The sequence below is a fragment of the Streptosporangium sp. NPDC050284 genome (assembly GCF_044459525.1).
Lineage (GTDB): Bacteria > Actinomycetota > Actinomycetes > Streptosporangiales > Streptosporangiaceae > Streptosporangium.
Map to the genome: position 1 here is coordinate 95,209 of NZ_JBITIZ010000019.1, position 18,707 is coordinate 113,915.

The window sequence follows — 18,707 nt, forward strand, 5'->3', positions numbered from 1 at the left end:
GAGGAGCCATGTCGGCCACGTAGCGACCGAGGAGTCCCGTGTTCAGCCGGATCATGCCCCCTGCCGGGCCGCCCAGAGTCCTCGCCCTCGCACAGCTCACCAATTCCATCGGGGACGGCGCGTACTACGTGTGCTCGGCGCTCTACTTCATCCGGATCGTGGGACTCTCGCCGACCCAGGTCGGCTTCGCGCTCACACTCGGCTGGGCCGTCGGCTTCGTGGCGGGGGTCCCGCTCGGCCACCTCGCCGACCGCCGTGGACCTCGCGGCACGGCGGTCCTGCTCGCCGTCGCCACCGCCGCCTCGGTGGGCTCGTTTCTGTTCGTCCACTCCTTTCCCTTGTTCGTGGTGGTCGCCTGCCTGTACGCGACCTCGCAGTGCGGTCTCGCCGCGGCCAGGCAGGCGCTGCTCGCCGGCCTGGTGGACAGGGAGCGGCGCACCCGGATCCGGGCCCACCTGCAGGCGACGGCGAACGCCGGGCTGGCTGTAGGCGCCGCGCTCGGCGGGGTGGCACTGCACCTCGACACCCGGGCCGCCTATTTGGCGGTCCTCGCGATGGACGCGCTGAGCTTCCTGCTCTCGGCCCTGATCCTGCTCCGCCTTCCCCCGGTGCCGCCCACCGCGGCCGCACCGGCGGGCGAACCGGCACTGGCGGTGCTCAGGGACAGGCCGTACGCGCTCATCTCCCTGCTCAACATGGTCACGCTGCTGAACATGCCACTGCTCAGCCTGGTCATCCCCCTGTGGATCGTCCAGCGGACCGAGGCCCCGAACTGGACGGTCTCGGCCCTGCTGGTCCTCAACACTCTGGGCGTCGTGCTGTTCCAGGTACGGGTGGCCCGGCGGGTCACGGATCTGGAGACCGCCTCCCGGTCCGTGCGGCGGGCGGGTGCGGTGCTGTTCGCCGCGTGCGCGGTGTTCGCCCTGTCGTCGGCCTGGTCCTCGGCGTGGGCCGCCGCGTTCGTCCTGCTCCTCGCGGCCTGTCTTCAGGTGTTCGGCGAGATGGCGCACGCCTCCGGCGCCTGGGAGATCGGATTCGATCTCGCCCCCGCCGACAGGCAGGGCCAGTACCAGGGCTTCTTCGGGTCCGGTGCGGCGGTCGCCAGGATGCTCGGCCCCCTACTGCTCACGACGCTGATCCTCACCTGGGGAACTCCGGGTTGGCTGGTGCTCGGTGGCCTTTTCCTGCTGGCCGGCCTCGCCATGGGACCGGCCGTGCGCTGGGCCCTGCGGACCCGGCGCACAGAGCCGATCACGGCGACGGGTGGCCGGTGAGACGGCCGCCCATGCCGCGGAGGAAGCGGTGGCGCGGTGCCCGCCGCCGGGCCGCCCTCGCCTTCCCGCTTTTCCGCGAAAAACGGTTTGTGGCTCCACCACCTCGAACAGCATGCTGGGCGTCATGCTGATCAGAGATGCGACGTCCGGCGACTGGCCGGCGATCTGGCCTTTCCTGCACCGGATCGTGGCCGCCGGCGAGACCTACACCTGGGACCGCGACGTCAGCGAGGAGCGGGCCCGGGAGCTGTGGTTTCCCGAACCTCCGGGCCGCACGGTCGTCGCCGTCGACGCCGACGGGACCGTCCTGGGCTCGGCCAAGATGTATCCCAACCACATGGGGCCCGCCTCGCACATCGCCAGTGCGAGCTTCATGGTCGACCCCGGCCACGCCGGGCGCGGCGTCGGGCGGGCCCTGGGCGAGCACGTCCTGGAGTGGGCGCGCGCCGAGGGCTATCGGGCGATGCAGTTCAACGCCGTCGTGGAGACCAACACCCGGGCGGTGGCACTGTGGCGCTCGCTGGGCTTCGAGGTGCTGGCGACCCTGCCGGAGGGCTTCGAGCATCCGGACAAGGGCTACGTCGGACTGCACATCATGTACAGGTCCCTCTGATCGCGCGGCGCCGGCGGGGTCGCGGGTGACACGCGACCCCGCCGGCACCGGCGCCATGACCGTGGAGGTGCTTCCCGCGCCGGGTGTCACGCACCGCAGGGCGGACGGACTCGCTCGCGGTGGATGGGCGCTCCACACGCCCGACGTCGCGCACGGCGCGGCGGACGGACTCGCTCGCGGTGGGCGGCCGCTGTTCAGCCGAGGTCGAAGAAGATCGTCTCTTTCTCGCCCTGCAGGTGGACGTCGAAGCGGTGGACGCCCTCTCGCTCCGGCGTGGCCAGCAGCGTGTGCGCGCGCTCGGGCGGCATCGAGTCGAGGAAGGCGTCGTGGGCGAGGTAGATCCGGGTGTAGAGGTGGTGCAGCAGGCCGCGGGCGAACACGCACACGCTGATGTAGCCGTTGCCCGGCACGAGGGTGCGCAGCGTCCAGCGGCCGTCGGCGTCGGTGGGAACCCTGCCGAAGCCGGTGAAGTCGACACCGTTCCTGCCGAGGACCGCGCCGTTCACCGCGTCGCGGCGCAACGTGCCCGGCGCGCCGGTGAGGTCGCCGGACGGGGCGGCCTGCCAGAACTCCAGCAGCGCGTCCGGCACCGGGGCGCCGGCGCCGTCGTACACGTAGCCGTGCACGATGATCCCGCCGGTCGCGATGTCGCCGCCGCCGGGGAACGGGAGCGCGTAGCCGTAGAAGGGGCCGACGGTCTGCGAGGGGGTCGGGTTCATCGAAACTCCTTGAGCGCGGAGGCCCCGGGCCTCGGCCCTGGGGAGGAGGTCAACGGCTCTCCTCCGTCCAGGTGGCGGCGGGGCCGTCCAGGACGATGTCCCACCGGTAGCCGAGGGACCACTCGGGGACGGACAGGTCGTGCTCGTAGGCGGCGACCAGGCGCTGCCTGGCTCGGTCGTCGGTCACGGAGTTGAGGATGGGGTCGTAGGGGAACAGCGGGTCGTTCGGGAAGTACATCTGGGTGACCAGGCGCTGGGCGAAGGCGGTACCGAAGACGGAGAAGTGGATGTGCGCGGGACGCCAGGCGTTGACGTGGTTGCGCCACGGGTAGGCGCCGGGCTTGATCGTGGTGAAGGCGTAGCCGCCGTCGTCGTCGGTGAGGCAGCGGCCGACCCCGGTGAAGTTGGGGTCGAGCGGGGCCGGGTGGTCGTCGCGCTGGTGCGGGTAGCGGCCGGAGGCGTTGGCCTGCCATACCTCCACGAGCTGGCCGCGCACCGGGCGTCCGTTCCTGTCGAGGACGCGGCCGTGCACGGTGATGCGCTCGCCCAGCGGCTCGCCGAGATGCTGCCTGGTCAGGTCGGCGTCGAGCGCGGTGACGTCGGTGACGCCGAAGACCGGCCCGGTGAGCTCGGCCGCGTCCGGGTCCTTGAGCGCGATCAGCGGTTGCCCGGGGTGACGGAGCGCGGTGCTGCGGTAGGGGGCGTAGTCGCGGGACGGGTGGTGTCTCTCCCCGGCTTCGCGGGGCTCGCGGAGCTCGCGGAGCTCGGCGATCTCGCGGTCGATGTCGGCCTGCGTGGGCGGTGTTGACATGAACTCCTACCTTCCGGGAACGAGGGCCGGGTCCCGGCCGGAGCCGGACGCGAGGGTCCTTGTGGCGTGCGCGGCGGGATCGTCGGCGTCCTGACGGCCGGACGGTGCGCGTACGGCGTCCTCGGCGAAGACCGTCCTCACTCTCTCACCCGCGCGCCAGTACGATCGCGCAGCTGCGCCGGGCTCACCCCGGGCGCGGTCTCCACCAGCGCCAGTCCTTCCCCCGTGACGTCGAGGACTCCGAGGTCTGTGATGATCCGGTGCACGCACCCCTTGCCCGTGAGGGGCAGCGAGCACTCCTCGACGATCTTCGGCGAGCCGTCCTTCGCGGTGTGCTCCATGATCACGATGACCCTGCGGGCACCGTGGACCAGGTCCATCGCGCCGCCCATGCCTTTCACGAGCCTGCCGGGGACCATCCAGTTGGCGAGGTCGCCGCGGGCCGAGACCTGCATCGCGCCCAGCACCGCCACGTCGATGTGACCACCGCGGATCATGCCGAACGACAGCGAGGAGTCGAAGAACGACGCGCCCGCGAGCACGGTCACGGTCTCCTTGCCGGCGTTGATCAGGTCGGGGTCGACGTCGTCGGGAGCGGGGTAGGGGCCGACGCCCAGGATGCCGTTCTCCGAGTGCAGGATCACGTCCACCTCCGCCGGCAGGAAGGAGGGGATGCGGGTGGGCAGGCCGATGCCGAGGTTGACGTAGTCGCCGTCGCGCAGCTCGGCCGCCGCGCGCGCGACCATCTGGTCACGACTCCAGCTCATGAGGCGTCCTCCTCCCGAGGCGCGGGAGCGGAGGTGGTGCGCCGTTCGACGGCCTTGTCGGCGGTCTGTTCCGGGGTGAGCCGCACGACGCGCTGGACGAACACGCCTGGCAGGTGGACCTCGTCGGGATCGAGCTCGGTCAGCTCCTCGACCTCGGCGATCGTGACCCGGCCGGCCATCGCGGCCAGCGGGTTGAAGTTCGCGGCGGCCTTGTTGAACACGAGGTTGCCGTACCGGTCTCCCCTGGCCGCCCGCACCAGCGCGAAGTCGGTGGTGATGCCGTACTCCAGCACGTAGTCCCGTCCGCCGAACTCGCGCACCTCCTTGGGCGGCGAGGCGAGCAGCACCGAGCCGTCCGGGCCGTGCCGCAGCGGCAGCCCGCCCTCGGCGACCGGCGTGCCGACTCCGGCCGGGGTGTAGAAGGCGGGGATGCCGCAGCCTCCCGCGCGCAGCCGCTCGGCCAGGCTGCCCTGCGGGGTCAGCTCCACCTCCAGCTCCCCGTTCAGATACTGCCGGGCGAACTCCCTGTTGTCACCGATGTAGGAGGCCGTCACCCGGCCGATCCGCCCGGCCGCGAGCAGGACGCCCAGGCCGCCGCCGTCCACTCCGCAGTTGTTCGACACCACGCCGATGCCGCGTACGCCCGTGTCGTACAGGGCCTGGATCAGCACGTTCGGGATGCCGCTCAGGCCGAACCCGCCCACCGCGAACGACGCGCCGTCACGCACATCCGCCAGCGCCTCCGCGGCGTCGGCGACCACCTTGTCCCTGCGCACGACACTCCGTCCCGCCATGCGTTCGCTGTGCGAACTTTCGTTCACTATTGCGCATCCGAGTATGCTTATCCGCGACTTTCCTGTCAAAGCCCTCTCGTTCACCGGCCCGTCGAGCCGGGCCCGGTTCCGGTGGCCGCACCCGTACGGGACGAAAGAGCCGCTTGCGCGCCGCGAACCGTTCTGGGCACGACCGAAGCCGCGGGCGACCTGCGCGACCGGGCGACCGCCGGTCCGCCCGCACCCGCACCGCTCGCCGCGACGTCACGGGGCGGGGTTCAGCCGGATCAGGGTGAGGCCGTACGCGATGATCCAGACGACCCACATCAGCCAACCGGCGAGACCGAGGAGACCGAGGGGACCGGCGTGGTCGATGATCAGGGGCGTGAGGGTGGCGGAGCCGAACAGCAGCGCGGCCGCTGTCAGCCCCAGGGTGCCGTGCCACGGCCGGATGAGACCGGCGCGCAGGCCGGCGACGGACAGGCCGATGAGGGCGAGCGCGAGGAACGTGCCGTTGAGGGTGAACAGCGCGTCGTGCAGGACCCACAACCCCCCGGTCGTGGCATTGCCGGGCGCGGCCGTCGAGGTGAGCGCGAGGCGGATCGCGATCACCGCGGCGAAGGTGGCGTTCTGCAGCGCCAGGCCGGCGAATCCGAGCAGTGACCACGCCTCGCCCCGGTCGCGCTCCGAACGCCGCAGCGCGGAGACCGCGCCCGCGCCGAACAGGGTCGCCAGGAGCCAGGCTGCGGGAGTGAGGGCGGACGCGACGGCGACGGCGTCGCCCCTGGCGCCGAAGAACGCGTTGACCTCGCCGATCTCGGCACTGGTGAGCGGCAGACCCGCGGGGACCATAATCGCGTTGGCGAGGACGATCGCACCGGCGAAGCCGAGGGCGGCGATACCGGTGATCCGGGAGAAGCCCAGGGCGGCCCCTCCGAACGTTTGACGTAACATTTATTCATTATAAGCAGCGTAAAATGATTGAAGGAAGCCAGTGAGCGCAGAGCCGGACCGGCGCCGTTACGACTCGTTGCGCCGGGCGACGCAGGCGCGGGAGACCCGGGCGGAGATCGCCCGCGCCGCCCGCGGGCTGTTCGTCTCCCAGGGGTGGGCGGCGACCACCGTGCGAGACGTCGCCCGCGAGGCGGGAGTCTCCACACCGACGGTCTACGCCGCGTACGGGAACAAGGCGGGGCTCACCCGGGCGCTGGCGGACTCGGCCGACCTGTCGGCCGACGCCTCGCGGATGCTGCAAGAGCTGGAGTCCTCGACCGCGTCCCCCGAGCGGCAACTCGCGGCGATGGCCGCCTACGACCGGCGGCTGTTCGAACGCGCGGGCGACGTCATCGCGCTGGTACGCGAGGCGGCCCGCACCGAGCCCGAGCTGGCGACGGCCTACCACGACGGCCGCAGGCGAGGCGATGAGACCCGGATACTGGTGTTCTCCTCCTGGCCGGACGGCGTCCTGCGGAGCGGCCTGGACGTACGGTCCGCCGTCGATGTCTATGCGGCCCTGTGCAACGTCGACGTCTACACCACGCTCACCGTCGAGCGCGGCTGGTCACCCGGCCGCGTCGAGCGGTGGTGGGGCGAGGCGCTGGCCCGCCAGCTTCTGGAGTGAAGCCGCCTTCCGCGCCGCCGTCGGCTCCCCGGGCCAGGACCCGCGCCTGCGCGCCGGAGGAGGACGCAGAGTCGGGCACGGCCGTCCGGGGTCCTGGACGGCCGTGCCGAGTCTCAGGTCCGCCGGACGCCGATGAGCCGCTGCAGCAGGATGAAGGCGAACAGCAGCAGGCCGATGAAGATCTTGGTCCACCAGGAGCTGAGGGTTCCCTCGAAGCTGATGATCGTCTGGGTCAGGCCGAGGACGAGAATGCCCAGAACGGTGCCGAAGAGATACCCGGAACCGCCGGTGAGCAGCGTGCCGCCGATGACCACGGCCGCGATGGCGTCCAGTTCCATGCCGACGGCGTGCAGGCCGTACCCGGACAGCATGTAGAAGGACAGCAGGATCCCGCCGAGCGCGGAGCACAACCCGCTGATCGTGTAGACGGCGATCTTCGTCCGTCCCACAGGAAGACCCATGAGCAGCGCCGACTGCTCGCTGCCGCCGACGGCGTAGACCGTGCGGCCCAGACGCGTGTAGTGCAGCACGTACGCGGCGACCAGCACCACCACCGTGGCGATCACCACGCTGGGCGAGATCCACATCTCTCCGACCAGGTCGATCCTGGTCTGCGCGAAGGCGGTGAAGAGACCGTCGGTGATCGGGATCGAGTCGGTGCCGATCGTGTAGCACAGACCGCGCGCCAGGAACATCCCGGCGAGGGTCGCGATGAAGGGCTGGACCTGGAAGTAATGGATGATCGCCCCCATCCCGGCTCCCAGCGCCGCGCCGACGGCCAGCACCAGCACGATCACCACCGGCGCCGGCCAGCCCTGGTTCGTGACGAGACTGGCCGTGATCATCGTGGACAGCGCCACCACCGCGCCCACCGACAGGTCGATGCCGCCGGCGAGGATCACGAACGTCATGCCGACGCCGACGACGAGCAGGAAGGCGTTGTCGACGAAGACGTTGAGTATCACCTGGCCGCTGGCGAACCCCTCGTACCGGATGCCGCCGACCGTGAACATCGCGATGAGCAGGCCCGCGGTCACCGCGACCGGAACGTACCTGCGGGGGATCGCGAGCCGCCCGGCAGGACCGGCCGTGATGGTGTCCGTCGTCATCTGTTCCTCACAGTCTCTTCCCTTGCCTGCCCGCCCTCTTCCCGCGCCTGCTCGGCGACGGCGCCCGGACCCGCGGAGGGGCGGCCGGGCTCCTCCTTGGGAACCGGAGGCGGTGGGGCAGGACGTCTGCTCCACCCGAACGCCTTCTGCCGGAAGGCGGGCGACTGCAGCAGGCACACGATGGTCACCACGAGGGCCTTGAACAGCAGCGTCGTCTCGGGCGGCACGCCGATCGAGTAGATCGTGGTGGTCAGGGTCTGGATGATCAGCGCCCCCAGCACGGTGCCGCTGAGCGAGAACCGGCCCCCCGCCAGCGAGGTGCCGCCGATGACGACGGCCAGGATCGCGTCCAGCTCGATCCACAGGCCGGCGTTGTTGCCGTCCGCGCTGGACACGTTGGAACTGATCATCAGACCCGCGATGCCCGCGCACAGCCCGCAGAAGGTGTATGCCACGATCAGCACGCCCCGGGAGCGGATCCCGGACAGCCTGCTGGCCTCGGCGTTGCCGCCGACCGACTCGATGAACATGCCCAATGCGAGCCGCCGGGTAAGAAAGGCGGTCAGCGCGATCAGCGCGATCACGATGAGGATGCCGAACGGGAGCGTGAGCCAGTAGCCGCCGCCGATCAGCTTGTACGGGCTGCTGTTGATCGTGATGATCTGCCCGTCGGTGATCAGCTGGGCCAGACCCCGTCCCGCGACCATGAGGATCAGCGTCGCGATGATCGGCTGGATGCCGATGGCGGCCACCAGGAACCCGTTCCAGGCCCCGAGCACGAGTATCACCAACAGCGTGAGGCCGATCGCCGACAGCACCCCGCCGACGGCGTTCTGATCGGCCAGGTCGCTGATCTGCATGCAGGCCAGCGCCCCGCTGATCGCCACCACCGATCCGACCGACAGGTCGATGCCGCCGGTGGCGATGACGAGCGTCATGCCCAGCGAGACCAGGATCAGCGGCGCCCCGAAGCGGAGGATGTCGATGAGGCTGCCGTAGAGGTGGCCGTCCCTCATCTGCACGTTCAGGAAGTTGTCGGTGAACACCACGTTGAGCGCGAGCAACGCGCCCAGGATCACGGCGGGCCAGAGCAGCCGGTGCCGCGTCAGCGCGCCGAGGGCACCGAAGGCGCCGTTTCCCACAGGGCTCATACCGGTGCTCCACTCGCGATTTTCTGCATCAGGACATCGGTGGTGAGCGCGTCGTCGTTGTCGAGCTGGGCGATCAGCGTACGGTCGCGCAGCACCCCGACCCGGTGGCTGAGCCGCAGGACCTCCTCCAGCTCAGCGGAGATGAACAGCACGGCCATGCCACCGTCGGACAGCTCGACGACCAGCCGCTGGATCTCCGCCTTCGCACCGACGTCGATCCCCCGGGTGGGCTCGTCAAGGATGAGCAGCCGGGGTTCCATGATCAACCACCGGGCCAGCAGCACCTTCTGCTGGTTGCCTCCGCTGAGGGTGCGGACCGGTTGCTCGGGATCACCCGGCCGGATGTTCAGCGTGGCGATGTACTTGGCGACCAGCTCGTCCTGCTTGCGCCGGGACAACGGCCTGCTCCAGCCGCGCGCGGCCTGCAGCGCGAGGACGATGTTCTCCCGCACCGTGAGCTCGTCGACGAGTCCCTCCGCCCGGCGGTTCTCCGAGCAGAAGGCGATCTTATGGTTCATCGCCGCCCTCGGTGTGCGCAGCGCGATCCGCCTGCCCTCGACCCGCAGCGAGCCGCTGTCGGCGTGGTCGGCGCCGAACAGCAGGCGCGCCAGTTCGGTACGGCCGGAGCCGAGCAGCCCGGCCAGCCCGATCACCTCACCCTGCCTGATGGTGAGCGTGAAGGGGTTGACACCGCCCGCCCGCCCGAGATCGCTCGCCTCCACCAGCGGCTCCGCGACCCGAGCGGGCGGCTTTCCTTCGAGTTTCTCCAGATCGGCCAGCTCCCGCCCGATCATCTTGGCGACCAGGTCGACCTGGGAGAGCTCGCGGGTGAGGTACTCCCCCACGAGCTTCCCGTTGCGCAGGATCGTCATGCGATCCGATATCTCGTAGATCTGGTCGAGGAAGTGCGAGACGAACAGGATGGCGATGCCCTTTTCCTTCAGCCGGCGCATCACCCGGAACAGCTGGGCCACCTCGCCGGCGTCGAGGCTGGAGGTCGGCTCGTCGAGGATCAGCACCTTGGCCTCGATGTCGACCGCCCTGGCGATCGCCACCATCTGCTGGACGGCCAGCGAGCACGACGCCAGCGGCGCCGACACATCGATGTGCAGATCCAGGCCGTCCATCAGTTCCTCGGCCCGGCGGCGCATCTCCCGCCACCGGATGCGGCCGAAACGGCGGGGTTCGCGGCCCACGAAGATGTTCTCCGCCACCGAGAGGTTCCCGCACAGGTTGACCTCCTGGTAGACCGTGCTGATACCGGCCTGCTGGGCGGCGGACGGACTGGAGAAGGCGACAGGCTTCCCGGCCAGCTCGATCTCGCCCTCGTCGACGCCGTACACGCCGGTCAGGACTTTGATCAGTGTCGACTTCCCCGCGCCGTTCTCTCCCATCAGCGCGTGCACTTCGCCCGGCAGCAAACGGAAGCCGACATCATCCAGGGCCTTGACGCCGGGGAATCGTTTGCCGATTCCGCTCATCCGTACGATCGGTGCCGGTTGGTCCATGCCGCGCTCTCCTCTCTTTCCCAGGTGGGCGGCTCAGTACTGGCGGTTGGGGAGGGCTTCCTTCGCCTGCTCCTGGGTGAAGGTGGTCTCCTCGGTCACCACGCGCTCGGGGACCTGCTCACCGGCGACGACCTTCTTGGCCAGGTCCATCAGCTGGGGGCCAAGCAGCGGGCTGCACTCGACGATGTAGCTGATCTTCCCGTCGGCCAGGGCCTGCATCCCGTCCTTCACGGCGTCAATGGTGATGATCTTGATGTCCTTGCCAGGCACCTTGCCCGCGCCCTCGATCGCCTCGATGGCACCCAGCCCCATGTCGTCGTTGTGCGCGAACAGCACGTCGATGTCCGGGGTGGACTTCAGGAACGCCTCCATGACCTCCTTGCCCTTGGCCCGGGTGAAGTCACCGGTCTGCGAAGCGGCGATCTTGAACTTCGAGTCGGCCGCGATCACCTCACCGAAGCCCTCCTTGCGGTCGTTGGCCGGGGCCGAGCCGGTGGTGCCCTGGAGCTCGACGATGTTCACCGGGTCGGTGGAGTCCTTGTACTCCTCCACCAGCCACTGGCCGGCCTTCCTGCCCTCCTCCACGAAGTCGGAGCCGAGGAAGGTCTTGTACAGGGTCTTGTCCGCGGAGTCCACCGCCCGGTCGGTCAGGATCACCGGGATCTTGGCGTTCTGCGCCTCCTTCAGCACGGTGTCCCAGCCGGACTCCACCACCGGCGAGAACGCGATGACGTCGACCTTCTGCTGGACGAAGGACCGGATCGCCTTGATCTGGTTCTCCTGCTTCTGCTGGGCGTCGGAGAACTTCAGCTCGATGCCGGCGCTCTTCGCCGACTCCTGCACCGACTTGGTGTTGGCGGTGCGCCACCCGCTTTCGGCACCCACCTGGGAGAAGCCCATCACGATCGTGTCGTTGGCACCGGCTCCGGCGCCGCCGGCGTCGGCGGTGTCCGGTCCTTCCGTACTGCTGCAACCTGTCATCGCCGCGGCCATGACGCCCGCCAGGACGAGCGCTGAGATCTTTCGGAACATGGGGGGATGTCCTTCTATGTGAGCGTTAACATTTGAACGGAGGACCATGATTGGCGCCGGTCGTCCGGGTTGACGGCCGCGTCGACGAAGTGCCGCTCACCCGCAAGGCGATCGAGGGCACGCGATGGATGTCCGCGCACCACGCCCGACGCCTGGACCTGCTATGACGGCACGTCGATACCACACCACTTCACAGTTCCGCAGTCTCCGGTCGCGTGTTTTCTCCCACGCGCCCGAAGGTCCGTTGTGTAGCCGGGCGACCGTCTGGCGCGACATGCTCGCCTCGGCCGTTACCGGCGGTTGGAGCTCCACACCTGTCTGCACGGCCGCTCCTCATCTTGCGTTGGACAAGACTGTGAACGCTAACAACCGTGCCGTCAAGCGGTCGCCTTATTACGGTCTAATCACACCGGAAACCTGGGCTCTGCTAGACCTCGACCATCCACTGCCACAGGCGAGGACATTACTCACCATGACTCCCGGCTCCGGGAGAGCCGACCTGGACACGGAGCAGGACCGGGATACACCGCCCACCGGAAACACCGGAAAACGCGCGAGGGGCGGCGACGCGGGGCGGCGGTCGCGAGGCTCTCCGCCGACCGCCACGGGCATGCGCTCCGCACCCCACCCCGATACCGGTTCGGCTCCACCACGAGACCGGAGAGCGGAAAATGGGTATTGACAGCGGTTACGTTAACGACAAAACTCGTGTTTGAAACATATCAGTAACCGGGCCGCCTCCCGCATCGCGATGGCCGCACCGCCACCCGGCGGCACGCATCCTTCCTTCGCGAGACGTTTTCCCAAGGGCGTACTTTTCCAAGAAGGTGGCGTGAAAACCGACGCGAGGTGTTAACGCTAACAAAAAGTCTCACCCGGAATCGTGCGACGGGAGCCCGGCCGTGCGTCCCGAGCCGACCGTGCCCGCCGGGCGGCTCCCGGGAAGCGCCGACGGCCACCGACGGCCTCGACCGCGACAATTCGATTCGCCGGCCTCCCTCTCTTCTCGTCGGCACCCGCCCTCCGCTCCACCGGCACGGAGAGACCCTCCCGTGCGGCGCTATCCTTTGGCCCGGGGCTGGGCGCGGACGTGCATGCGCTCCCCCTGGGGGCCGAAGAGGCTGAGGATCTCCACCGCCCCCGCCCCCGCGCTGCCGAACCAGTGCGGGAGCCGGGTGTCGAACTCGGCGACCTGACCCGCGACCAGCACGAGGTCATGGTCGGCCAACACGAGCCTCAACCGCCCGGAGAGCACATAAAGCCACTCATAGCCGTCGTGAACCCTGGGATCGGGCTCGGTCTGGTCCGCGGGAACGAGGATCTTCCAGGCGGCGATGCCCCCCGGCTGACGGGTGAGCGGGACCACGATCCGGCCGTGCGCGCGGCGAGGCGTGAGCCGGACCCTGGGATCGCCCACCTCGGGCGTGCCGACCAACTCGTCCAGCGGCACCTGGTGGGCCAGGGCGATGGGAAACAACAGCTCCAGGCTCGGCTTGCGCTGCCCGGACTCCAAGCGAGACAGCGTGCTCTTCGAAATCCCGGTCGCCTCGGACAGCGCGGCGAGGGTGATCTCACGCTGGATCCTGAGCCGCTTGAGGCGAGGCCCGACCTCGGACAGAGCTTGAGCGATCTTGTCCATGAGACCAATTGTCACAGGGAAGCCGGCCTTGCGGCGGTCCCGGTACCTCACGAGGTTTTTGTCGCACCGGCGTGGCAGCATGCCTCCATGGCCACATCGAAACAGCCGGTGACGGTTCCGACCGGCGTGAGCGCCGACGACTTTCTGGCCACGGTCCCCGACCAACGCCGGCGAGCCGACGCGGAGCGCCTGCGCGCGGTCCTGTGCGAGGTGACCGGTGAGCCCGCGGTGATGTGGGGCCCGAGCATCGTCGGCTTCGGCAGCTACCATCGCACCTACGAGAGCGGGCGCACGGGCGACTGGCCTCTGGTGGGCTTCTCGCCGCGAAAGCAGCATCTCGTCGTCTACCTGATCGGCGGGTTCGAGGAGCGATACGCATCGGTGCTCACCCGGCTGGGTCCTCACAAAGCCGGAAAAGGTTGTCTCTACCTGAAAAGGCTCGACGACGTCGACGAGAGCGCACTGCGTGAGCTCGTCGACCGCGCGGCTCGGGTGCACAGGGGCGTCGACCGGGCCGGGTGAGCGCCGACGATCACCACTGCCCGGCCCTCGAGGGTGGCTTCGCGGCACGGCACGCCTGCCGGTGACCCCGCGCGACCCGGGAAAGGCGACGCCGCCCGAGGCGCGCATCCACGGCCTTCCTGACCGCCTCGCGGTTCGGTCAGCGTTCTTCCAGCATGTCGGTGACCGGCCGGCGGACTCCCTTGCCCTCGTCGAAGGTGACGCCCAGACGCATGATCATCTGGGGGTACTCCTGCGAGCACAACTCCTGACGCAGGAATTCCCGCAGGTGAAAAATCTCCAGAGCCTGGGTGTGGAAGGCCGCGCTGAGACCGTGGGCGCAGGCGCGCAGCAGGACGCGCTGCAACGTCTGACCGGCCGTGATCCAGTCCTCGCGGGAGTCGCCCTTCGTGGTCAGGACCGCCACGACACCGGTGGAGACGGAGAAGAACTGGTCGCTCTCGCTGCCCCAGGGATGGCCGTGGGTGTAGTCACGCTGGGCGAAGTGCGGGCGGGTCCGCCGGGGAGTGCGCGGGTAGCCCTCGGCCGGGACCCCGTCCGCGCGGGCGCTACCCGGCGGCCGCGCCCAGCGGATCAGCTCCAGCGACAGCGCCCGGTCCTGCGACTGCACGTCCTGGGCGGCGCAGGTGATCGCGGCGAGCACCCGGATCGCCGCCTCGGAGCGGACCGGTGTCAGCCGCGCCCCCTCACCGTCCGCCTCGGCCACCAGCGTCTCGACAAGACGCTCCGGGACGGGCAGCTCGGTGAAACCGGCCCGGTGGGTGCGGCGACGCTCGATCTCGGCATACAACAGCCGGGCGCTCTCGTCGGCGGGTATGGCCGCTCCCGGCCGTATCGTGGCCAGCAGCGCCGGGCGGTCGGGGTCGGGCAGCACACGCACGTGCGGCTCGTAGCCGAGCGCGCGCAGCGCGAGCCGCACGTTCATCAGGGCCGCGCCACAACTGATCAGCATCTCCCGGCCGGCGGCGTCACCGATCCGCAGTTTCCTGTCGCTGTCGGCGCGCAACGCGATCTCGTCGCCGTCGACACCGAAGGACCACGGCTGGGTGTTGTGCACCGACGGTGCCCACGTGGCGGCCTGAAGCGCCGTGCGGATCACCGAGGTGATCTCCTCGCCGGTGCGGACGTTCATGATCTTCCCCTTGTCCATCAGTTCCTCCCGAGGGGACCGTCGCCTTCAGGCGACGGGGGAATCGGGAGCGGGAGGGCCGTCCAGGCCCGAGTGTGTAGTGGCCTGACAGGTTCGCGCATTCCGCGTCGCCTCTTTCCGGTATTCGATACGGTCTCCCAGCAGGCCACCCTGCGCCGCCTGGACAAGGCGTTCGCCGCGTTCTTCGCCCGCGTCAAGGCCGCCCTCGCGTTGGTTCGCGACTACGACGTGATCGTGCACGAGGACCTGCGGATCGCGAACATGACCCGCTCGGCGTCCGGCACGCCTCAGGCGCCCGGCAGTAACGTGGCGGCCGAGTCCGGTCTCAATCGCAGCATCCTGGACGCGGGTTGGGGGGTGTTCCTGACGATCCTCGCGGACAAGGCTGAAAGCGCCGGTCGAGAGCTGATCGCGGTGAACCCCGCCAACACCTCCCGCACCTGCGCCCGATGCGGGCACTGCACGAAGGGCAACCGCCCCACCCAAGCCGAGTTCCGGTGCGTATCGTGCGGGCATGCCGCGCACGCCGACGTGAACGCGGCGACCAACATCCTCAGGGCAGGGCTTGCCCTTCGCGACGTCGCGCGAGCGGCTTAACGAGAAGCCGCTCCCTGAAGGGAGCGGAGGAGTCACGGTCTCACCCCTGTCACAGGAACGGCGGAACGGGAACGAGGTCATCGGATCGGCAGGTGAGGGCGTTCTCGACCTCGAGGACACCCTCGATCTCGCCGACCGCCGCGACCAGGGGCGCGATCTGCGACCGGAAGGGGAGCTGCCCTCTCAGCGTGACCACCCCCGCCTCGACGGCCACGCTCATCGCCTCCGGGGCGACGGCGAGCCGGTCACGGACCTCGGCGACCTCGCGTTCGATCTCCTCGGCCGGGCGGGCGAAGACCTTGAGCAGATCGCTCTGGTGAACGGTGCCGGTGATACGCCCGGTGACCGCGTCGATCACCGGTAGCTGCTTGATCCGATGCCGGTGCATCAGCCGTGCCGCGTCCCGGACGGCGGCGTCCTTCGTGATGGTGATCGCGGGGGTGGTCATGATCTGCCTGGCCGTGCCGCCCGCGGCTTTACGGTGCTCCTGGCGTCTTTTGTGACTGTCGAAGACGCCGCCGGCGCGCGCGCCCGAATCGGTCTCCCTGAGCAGAAGATCATCGTCGGAGACCACGCCGATGGGATGATCGTCGGCGTCGATGACGGTGAGCGCGCCGACCTTGAAGCGTCGCATGGCGTCGACCATCTCGGCGAACGTCGCCTCCGGCCGCACCGCGATCGCCGTGCCGCCCATGACTTCCCTGACCTTCATGACGCACCTCCTCACGACGAGCATCGCAAGGCGGTCCTGGGGGCGTCAGCGGCGAAAGTCCCTGAACAGGAGGACTTATGGTCTGCGCGCGACGATGATCTGCCATCTCGTGCCCCGCACCCGTCCCAGGGCGGACGCGGGGCACCGGGGCGGGTTCTTTAGTGGGGCCAGGTCCAGTCGCGGATCTCGGGCAGGTCCTCACCGTGCTCGCGGGTGTAGGCGCGGGCGGTCAGGCGGGCGTCGACCATGTGCTGGCGCAGGTGCGCCGACCGCTCGGCCAGCCCGGGAACCCGGTCGATGACGTCCATCACGAGATGGAACCGGTCGATGTCGTTGAGCATGACCATGTCGAACGGCGTGGTCGTGGTGCCCTCCTCCTTGTAACCCCGCACGTGGATGTTCTCGTGACCGTTGCGCCGATACGTCAGACGATGGATCAGCCACGGATAGCCGTGGAAGTTGAAGATGATCGGCCGGTCAGCGGTGAACACCGTGTCGAAGTCCGCGTCCGACATGCCGTGCGGATGCTCCGACGGCGGCTGCAACCGCATCAGGTCCACCACGTTGACCACCCTGACCCGTAGTTCGGGCAGATGCTCACGCAGCAGCGCGGCCGCCGCCAGCGTCTCCAGGGTGGGCACGTCGCCCGCGCACGCCAGCACCACATCCGGCTCGACGCCGGCGTCGGTGCTGGCCCACTCCAGGATGCCCAGCCCTCGGGTGCAGTGGGCGATCGCCTCGTCCATCCCCATCAGATCCAGCACCGGCTGCTTACCCGCCACGATCACGTTCACGTAGTCGCGCGAGCGCAGGCAGTGATCGGCCGTCGACAGCAGCGTGTTGGCGTCCGGCGGCAGATAAACCCGCACCACCTCGGCCTTCTTGTTCATCACCACGTCCAGGAAGCCGGGGTCCTGGTGGGAGAAACCGTTGTGATCCTGGCGCCACACGTGCGACGACAGCAGATAGTTCAGCGAGGCCACCGGGCGACGCCAGCCGATCTTCCGCGAGGACTCCAGCCACTTGGCGTGCTGGTTGAACATCGCGTCGATGATGTGGATGAACGCCTCGTAGCAGTTGAACAACCCGTGGCGGCCGGTCAGCAGGTAGCCCTCAAGCCAGCCCTGACACAGGTGCTCACTGAGCACCTCCATCACCCGGCCACCCGCCTGGAGGTGGTCGTCCCCATCGCGGATCTCGGCGTTCCAGGCGCGGTCGGTGACCTCGAAGACCGCCTGCAGCCGGTTGGAGGCGGTCTCGTCGGGGCCCATCAGCCGGAAGGTCTCGGGATTGGCGGCGATGACGTCGCGCAGAAACTCACCCAGCACCCGGGTGGGCTCACTGCTGGCGGTGGCCGGTGAGGTGACCTTGACCGCGTGCTCGCGAAAATCGCCCAACGCCAGCGGTCGCAGCAGTTCGCCGCCGTTGGCATGCGGGTTGGCGCTCATCCGCAGCGGCCCTTCGGGCACTGTGGCCAGGATCTCGGCCACCGGCCGCCCGTCGGCGTCGAACAACTCCTGCGGCCGGTACGAGCGCATCCACTGCTCCAGCATCGCCAGGTGTTCGCCGTTGTCGCGCACCCCCGACAGCGGCACCTGGTGCGAGCGCCAGGTGCCCTCCACCGGCAGGCCGTCGACCCGCTTGGGGCCGGTCCACCCCTTCGGCGTCCGCAAAACGATCATCGGTAGCCGGTCGGTCCGTCCCCGCCGGTAGTCGGCGATCTGCTCCCAGACCGTCTCCAGCGTCTGGGCCATGAGCTCGTGCATCGCCTCGGGCTCGTCCCCGGCCACCACGTGCGGACGGTATCCGTACCCCTCCATCAGCGCGAGGAGCTCTTCTTCCGGAATACGGGCCAGCACGGTGGGATTGGCGATCTTGTAGCCGTTCAGGTGCAGGATCGGCAACACCACGCCGTCACGGCTTGGATCGAGGAACTTGTTGGAGTGCCAGCTGGCCGCCAGCGGCCCGGTCTCGGCCTCTCCGTCCCCGATGACACACGCCACCACCAGCTCCGGGTTGTCGAACGCGGCCCCGTAGGCATGCACCAGCGCGTACCCGAGCTCCCCGCCCTCGTGGATCGAACCAGGCGTCTCGGGCGCCACATGGCTGGGAATGCCACCGGGAAAGGAGAACTGCCGGAACAACCGCCGCATCCCCTCCCCGTCACGGGAGATGTCGGGATAGCACTCGGTGTAGGAACCTTCCAGCCAGGCATGCGCCACCGCCGCCGGGCCGCCGTGGCCCGGACCGGCGATATAGATCATGTCCTGGTCGCGTTCGGTGATGATCCGGTTCAGGTGGGCGAAGCAGAAGTTCAGTCCCGGAGTGGTCCCCCAGTGTCCCAGCAGCCGCGGCTTGATGTGCTCGGGCCGCAACGGCTCGGTCAGCAGCGGGTTGTCCAGCAGGTAGATCTGACCGACCGACAGATAGTTGGCCGCGCGCCAGTAGGCGTCGACATGCGCGAGTGCGTCCATACATCGACAGTTCCTCGACTGAGGCGTTCAAACCCCGATACGGCGAACACGTTCGTCACATCGCGCGGCGCGGGCGCACCACACGCACGAGGGCGTACAGGGACCAACGGGGGCGGGGGCAGGCGCGTGGAACCACCACCGGACCTCGCCTCGCCATGATCGACAGCTCCTTCCCCCTACCGGATCGGGATGGAATGGACGAAGATCTCCGGGTGAGCCGGGAGTGCCGTACGGA

General features: G+C 69.2%; 19 protein-coding genes. 5 read left to right on the top strand and 14 right to left on the bottom strand.

The window, feature by feature from the left end; genetic code table 11:
• Nucleotides 1–38: 38 nt before the first annotated feature.
• Complete coding sequence (locus ACIBH4_RS33635; protein WP_362511128.1) at nucleotides 39–1,274, top strand: MFS transporter; 1,236 nt, start codon at nucleotides 39–41, stop codon at nucleotides 1,272–1,274.
• 124 nt (nucleotides 1,275–1,398) lie between these two features.
• On the top strand, nucleotides 1,399–1,887 hold the full coding sequence (locus ACIBH4_RS33640) for a GNAT family N-acetyltransferase (protein ID WP_362511131.1): 489 nt from the start codon (nucleotides 1,399–1,401) through the stop codon (nucleotides 1,885–1,887).
• A 194-nt stretch (nucleotides 1,888–2,081) separates the two neighbouring features.
• On the opposite strand, the gene pcaG is transcribed toward ACIBH4_RS33640, so the two are convergent.
• From pcaG to ACIBH4_RS33670, 6 genes are all read right to left on the bottom strand, one after another.
• Nucleotides 2,082–2,606, bottom strand: coding sequence for a protocatechuate 3,4-dioxygenase subunit alpha (pcaG, locus tag ACIBH4_RS33645; protein ID WP_362511134.1), 525 nt, complete (start codon nucleotides 2,604–2,606; stop codon nucleotides 2,082–2,084).
• Nucleotides 2,607–2,655: 49 nt separating this feature from the next.
• Nucleotides 2,656–3,417 carry a protocatechuate 3,4-dioxygenase subunit beta gene (gene pcaH / locus ACIBH4_RS33650; RefSeq protein ID WP_362511137.1) on the bottom strand — a complete coding sequence of 254 codons (762 nt, stop codon included), beginning with the start codon at nucleotides 3,415–3,417 and terminating at the stop codon, nucleotides 2,656–2,658.
• Between the two features lie 6 nt (nucleotides 3,418–3,423).
• The gene (locus ACIBH4_RS33655) at nucleotides 3,424–3,558 is read right to left on the bottom strand and encodes a hypothetical protein (RefSeq protein WP_362511140.1); all 135 of its coding nucleotides are present in this window, start codon (nucleotides 3,556–3,558) and stop codon (nucleotides 3,424–3,426) included.
• Entirely contained in the window at nucleotides 3,555–4,184 is a 630-nt protein-coding gene (locus ACIBH4_RS33660) for a CoA transferase subunit B (protein ID WP_362511143.1), read from the bottom strand. Before ACIBH4_RS33660 ends, ACIBH4_RS33655 begins: the two co-directional genes overlap by 4 nt.
• Complete coding sequence (locus ACIBH4_RS33665; RefSeq protein ID WP_362511146.1) at nucleotides 4,181–4,960, bottom strand: CoA transferase subunit A; 780 nt, start codon at nucleotides 4,958–4,960, stop codon at nucleotides 4,181–4,183. The genes ACIBH4_RS33660 and ACIBH4_RS33665 overlap by 4 nt, the downstream gene beginning before the upstream one ends.
• Before the next feature lie 261 nt (nucleotides 4,961–5,221).
• The gene (locus tag ACIBH4_RS33670; RefSeq protein ID WP_362765371.1) at nucleotides 5,222–5,911 is read right to left on the bottom strand and encodes a hypothetical protein; all 690 of its coding nucleotides are present in this window, start codon (nucleotides 5,909–5,911) and stop codon (nucleotides 5,222–5,224) included.
• A 40-nt stretch (nucleotides 5,912–5,951) separates the two neighbouring features.
• On the opposite strand from ACIBH4_RS33670, the gene ACIBH4_RS33675 reads away from it, so the two are divergent.
• The gene (locus ACIBH4_RS33675) at nucleotides 5,952–6,578 is read left to right on the top strand and encodes a helix-turn-helix domain-containing protein (RefSeq protein WP_362511152.1); all 627 of its coding nucleotides are present in this window, start codon (nucleotides 5,952–5,954) and stop codon (nucleotides 6,576–6,578) included.
• 113 nt (nucleotides 6,579–6,691) lie between these two features.
• On the opposite strand, the gene yjfF is transcribed toward ACIBH4_RS33675, so the two are convergent.
• From yjfF to ACIBH4_RS33700, 5 genes are all read right to left on the bottom strand, one after another.
• Complete coding sequence (gene yjfF / locus ACIBH4_RS33680; RefSeq protein WP_362511155.1) at nucleotides 6,692–7,687, bottom strand: galactofuranose ABC transporter, permease protein YjfF; 996 nt, start codon at nucleotides 7,685–7,687, stop codon at nucleotides 6,692–6,694.
• Nucleotides 7,684–8,838, bottom strand: a complete 1,155-nt coding sequence (locus ACIBH4_RS33685) for an ABC transporter permease (RefSeq protein WP_362511158.1) — start codon at nucleotides 8,836–8,838, stop codon at nucleotides 7,684–7,686. Before ACIBH4_RS33685 ends, yjfF begins: the two co-directional genes overlap by 4 nt.
• Nucleotides 8,835–10,346, bottom strand: coding sequence for a sugar ABC transporter ATP-binding protein (locus ACIBH4_RS33690; protein ID WP_362511161.1), 1,512 nt, complete (start codon nucleotides 10,344–10,346; stop codon nucleotides 8,835–8,837). Before ACIBH4_RS33690 ends, ACIBH4_RS33685 begins: the two co-directional genes overlap by 4 nt.
• A 33-nt stretch (nucleotides 10,347–10,379) precedes the next feature.
• Entirely contained in the window at nucleotides 10,380–11,378 is a 999-nt protein-coding gene (locus tag ACIBH4_RS33695; RefSeq protein WP_362511165.1) for an ABC transporter substrate-binding protein, read from the bottom strand.
• Nucleotides 11,379–12,438: 1,060 nt separating this feature from the next.
• Nucleotides 12,439–13,017, bottom strand: a complete 579-nt coding sequence (locus tag ACIBH4_RS33700; RefSeq protein WP_362765374.1) for an XRE family transcriptional regulator — start codon at nucleotides 13,015–13,017, stop codon at nucleotides 12,439–12,441.
• An 87-nt stretch (nucleotides 13,018–13,104) separates the two neighbouring features.
• On the opposite strand from ACIBH4_RS33700, the gene ACIBH4_RS33705 reads away from it, so the two are divergent.
• Nucleotides 13,105–13,539, top strand: a complete 435-nt coding sequence (locus ACIBH4_RS33705; RefSeq protein WP_362765376.1) for a DUF1801 domain-containing protein — start codon at nucleotides 13,105–13,107, stop codon at nucleotides 13,537–13,539.
• A 139-nt stretch (nucleotides 13,540–13,678) separates the two neighbouring features.
• Here ACIBH4_RS33705 and ACIBH4_RS33710 read toward each other — a convergent pair whose 3' ends face one another.
• Nucleotides 13,679–14,689, bottom strand: coding sequence for an Acg family FMN-binding oxidoreductase (locus tag ACIBH4_RS33710; RefSeq protein ID WP_362511174.1), 1,011 nt, complete (start codon nucleotides 14,687–14,689; stop codon nucleotides 13,679–13,681).
• A gap of 72 nt (nucleotides 14,690–14,761) precedes the next feature.
• On the opposite strand from ACIBH4_RS33710, the gene ACIBH4_RS33715 reads away from it, so the two are divergent.
• Nucleotides 14,762–15,286, top strand: coding sequence for a transposase (locus tag ACIBH4_RS33715; protein WP_362765379.1), 525 nt, complete (start codon nucleotides 14,762–14,764; stop codon nucleotides 15,284–15,286).
• 49 nt (nucleotides 15,287–15,335) lie between these two features.
• Here ACIBH4_RS33715 and ACIBH4_RS33720 read toward each other — a convergent pair whose 3' ends face one another.
• Together ACIBH4_RS33720 and ACIBH4_RS33725 are read right to left on the bottom strand one after the other, a co-directional pair.
• A complete protein-coding gene (locus ACIBH4_RS33720; protein ID WP_362765381.1) occupies nucleotides 15,336–15,998 on the bottom strand; it encodes a CBS domain-containing protein in 663 nt (220 codons plus the stop codon).
• A 158-nt stretch (nucleotides 15,999–16,156) separates the two neighbouring features.
• Nucleotides 16,157–18,472 (bottom strand): phosphoketolase family protein, encoded by a 2,316-nt coding sequence (locus tag ACIBH4_RS33725; RefSeq protein ID WP_362765384.1) that lies wholly within the window; start codon nucleotides 18,470–18,472, stop codon nucleotides 16,157–16,159.
• Between the last annotated feature and the right edge of the window lie 235 nt (nucleotides 18,473–18,707).

Bases quoted from the DNA above. Each gene is read 5' to 3' on its own strand.
- yjfF (WP_362511155.1), bottom strand. From the start codon at position 7,687: ATGACGACGGACACCATCACGGCCGGTCCTGCCGGGCGGCTCGCGATC.
- ACIBH4_RS33640 (WP_362511131.1), top strand. From the start codon at position 1,399: ATGCTGATCAGAGATGCGACGTCCGGCGACTGGCCGGCGATCTGGCCT.
- ACIBH4_RS33685 (WP_362511158.1), bottom strand. From the start codon at position 8,838: ATGAGCCCTGTGGGAAACGGCGCCTTCGGTGCCCTCGGCGCGCTGACG.
- ACIBH4_RS33670 (WP_362765371.1), bottom strand. From the start codon at position 5,911: ATGTTACGTCAAACGTTCGGAGGGGCCGCCCTGGGCTTCTCCCGGATC.
- ACIBH4_RS33705 (WP_362765376.1), top strand. From the start codon at position 13,105: ATGGCCACATCGAAACAGCCGGTGACGGTTCCGACCGGCGTGAGCGCC.
- pcaG (WP_362511134.1), bottom strand. From the start codon at position 2,606: ATGAACCCGACCCCCTCGCAGACCGTCGGCCCCTTCTACGGCTACGCG.
- ACIBH4_RS33695 (WP_362511165.1), bottom strand. From the start codon at position 11,378: ATGTTCCGAAAGATCTCAGCGCTCGTCCTGGCGGGCGTCATGGCCGCG.
- ACIBH4_RS33700 (WP_362765374.1), bottom strand. From the start codon at position 13,017: ATGGACAAGATCGCTCAAGCTCTGTCCGAGGTCGGGCCTCGCCTCAAG.
- pcaH (WP_362511137.1), bottom strand. From the start codon at position 3,417: ATGTCAACACCGCCCACGCAGGCCGACATCGACCGCGAGATCGCCGAG.
- ACIBH4_RS33690 (WP_362511161.1), bottom strand. From the start codon at position 10,346: ATGGACCAACCGGCACCGATCGTACGGATGAGCGGAATCGGCAAACGA.
- ACIBH4_RS33725 (WP_362765384.1), bottom strand. From the start codon at position 18,472: ATGGACGCACTCGCGCATGTCGACGCCTACTGGCGCGCGGCCAACTAT.
- ACIBH4_RS33720 (WP_362765381.1), bottom strand. From the start codon at position 15,998: ATGAAGGTCAGGGAAGTCATGGGCGGCACGGCGATCGCGGTGCGGCCG.
- ACIBH4_RS33660 (WP_362511143.1), bottom strand. From the start codon at position 4,184: ATGAGCTGGAGTCGTGACCAGATGGTCGCGCGCGCGGCGGCCGAGCTG.
- ACIBH4_RS33710 (WP_362511174.1), bottom strand. From the start codon at position 14,689: ATGGACAAGGGGAAGATCATGAACGTCCGCACCGGCGAGGAGATCACC.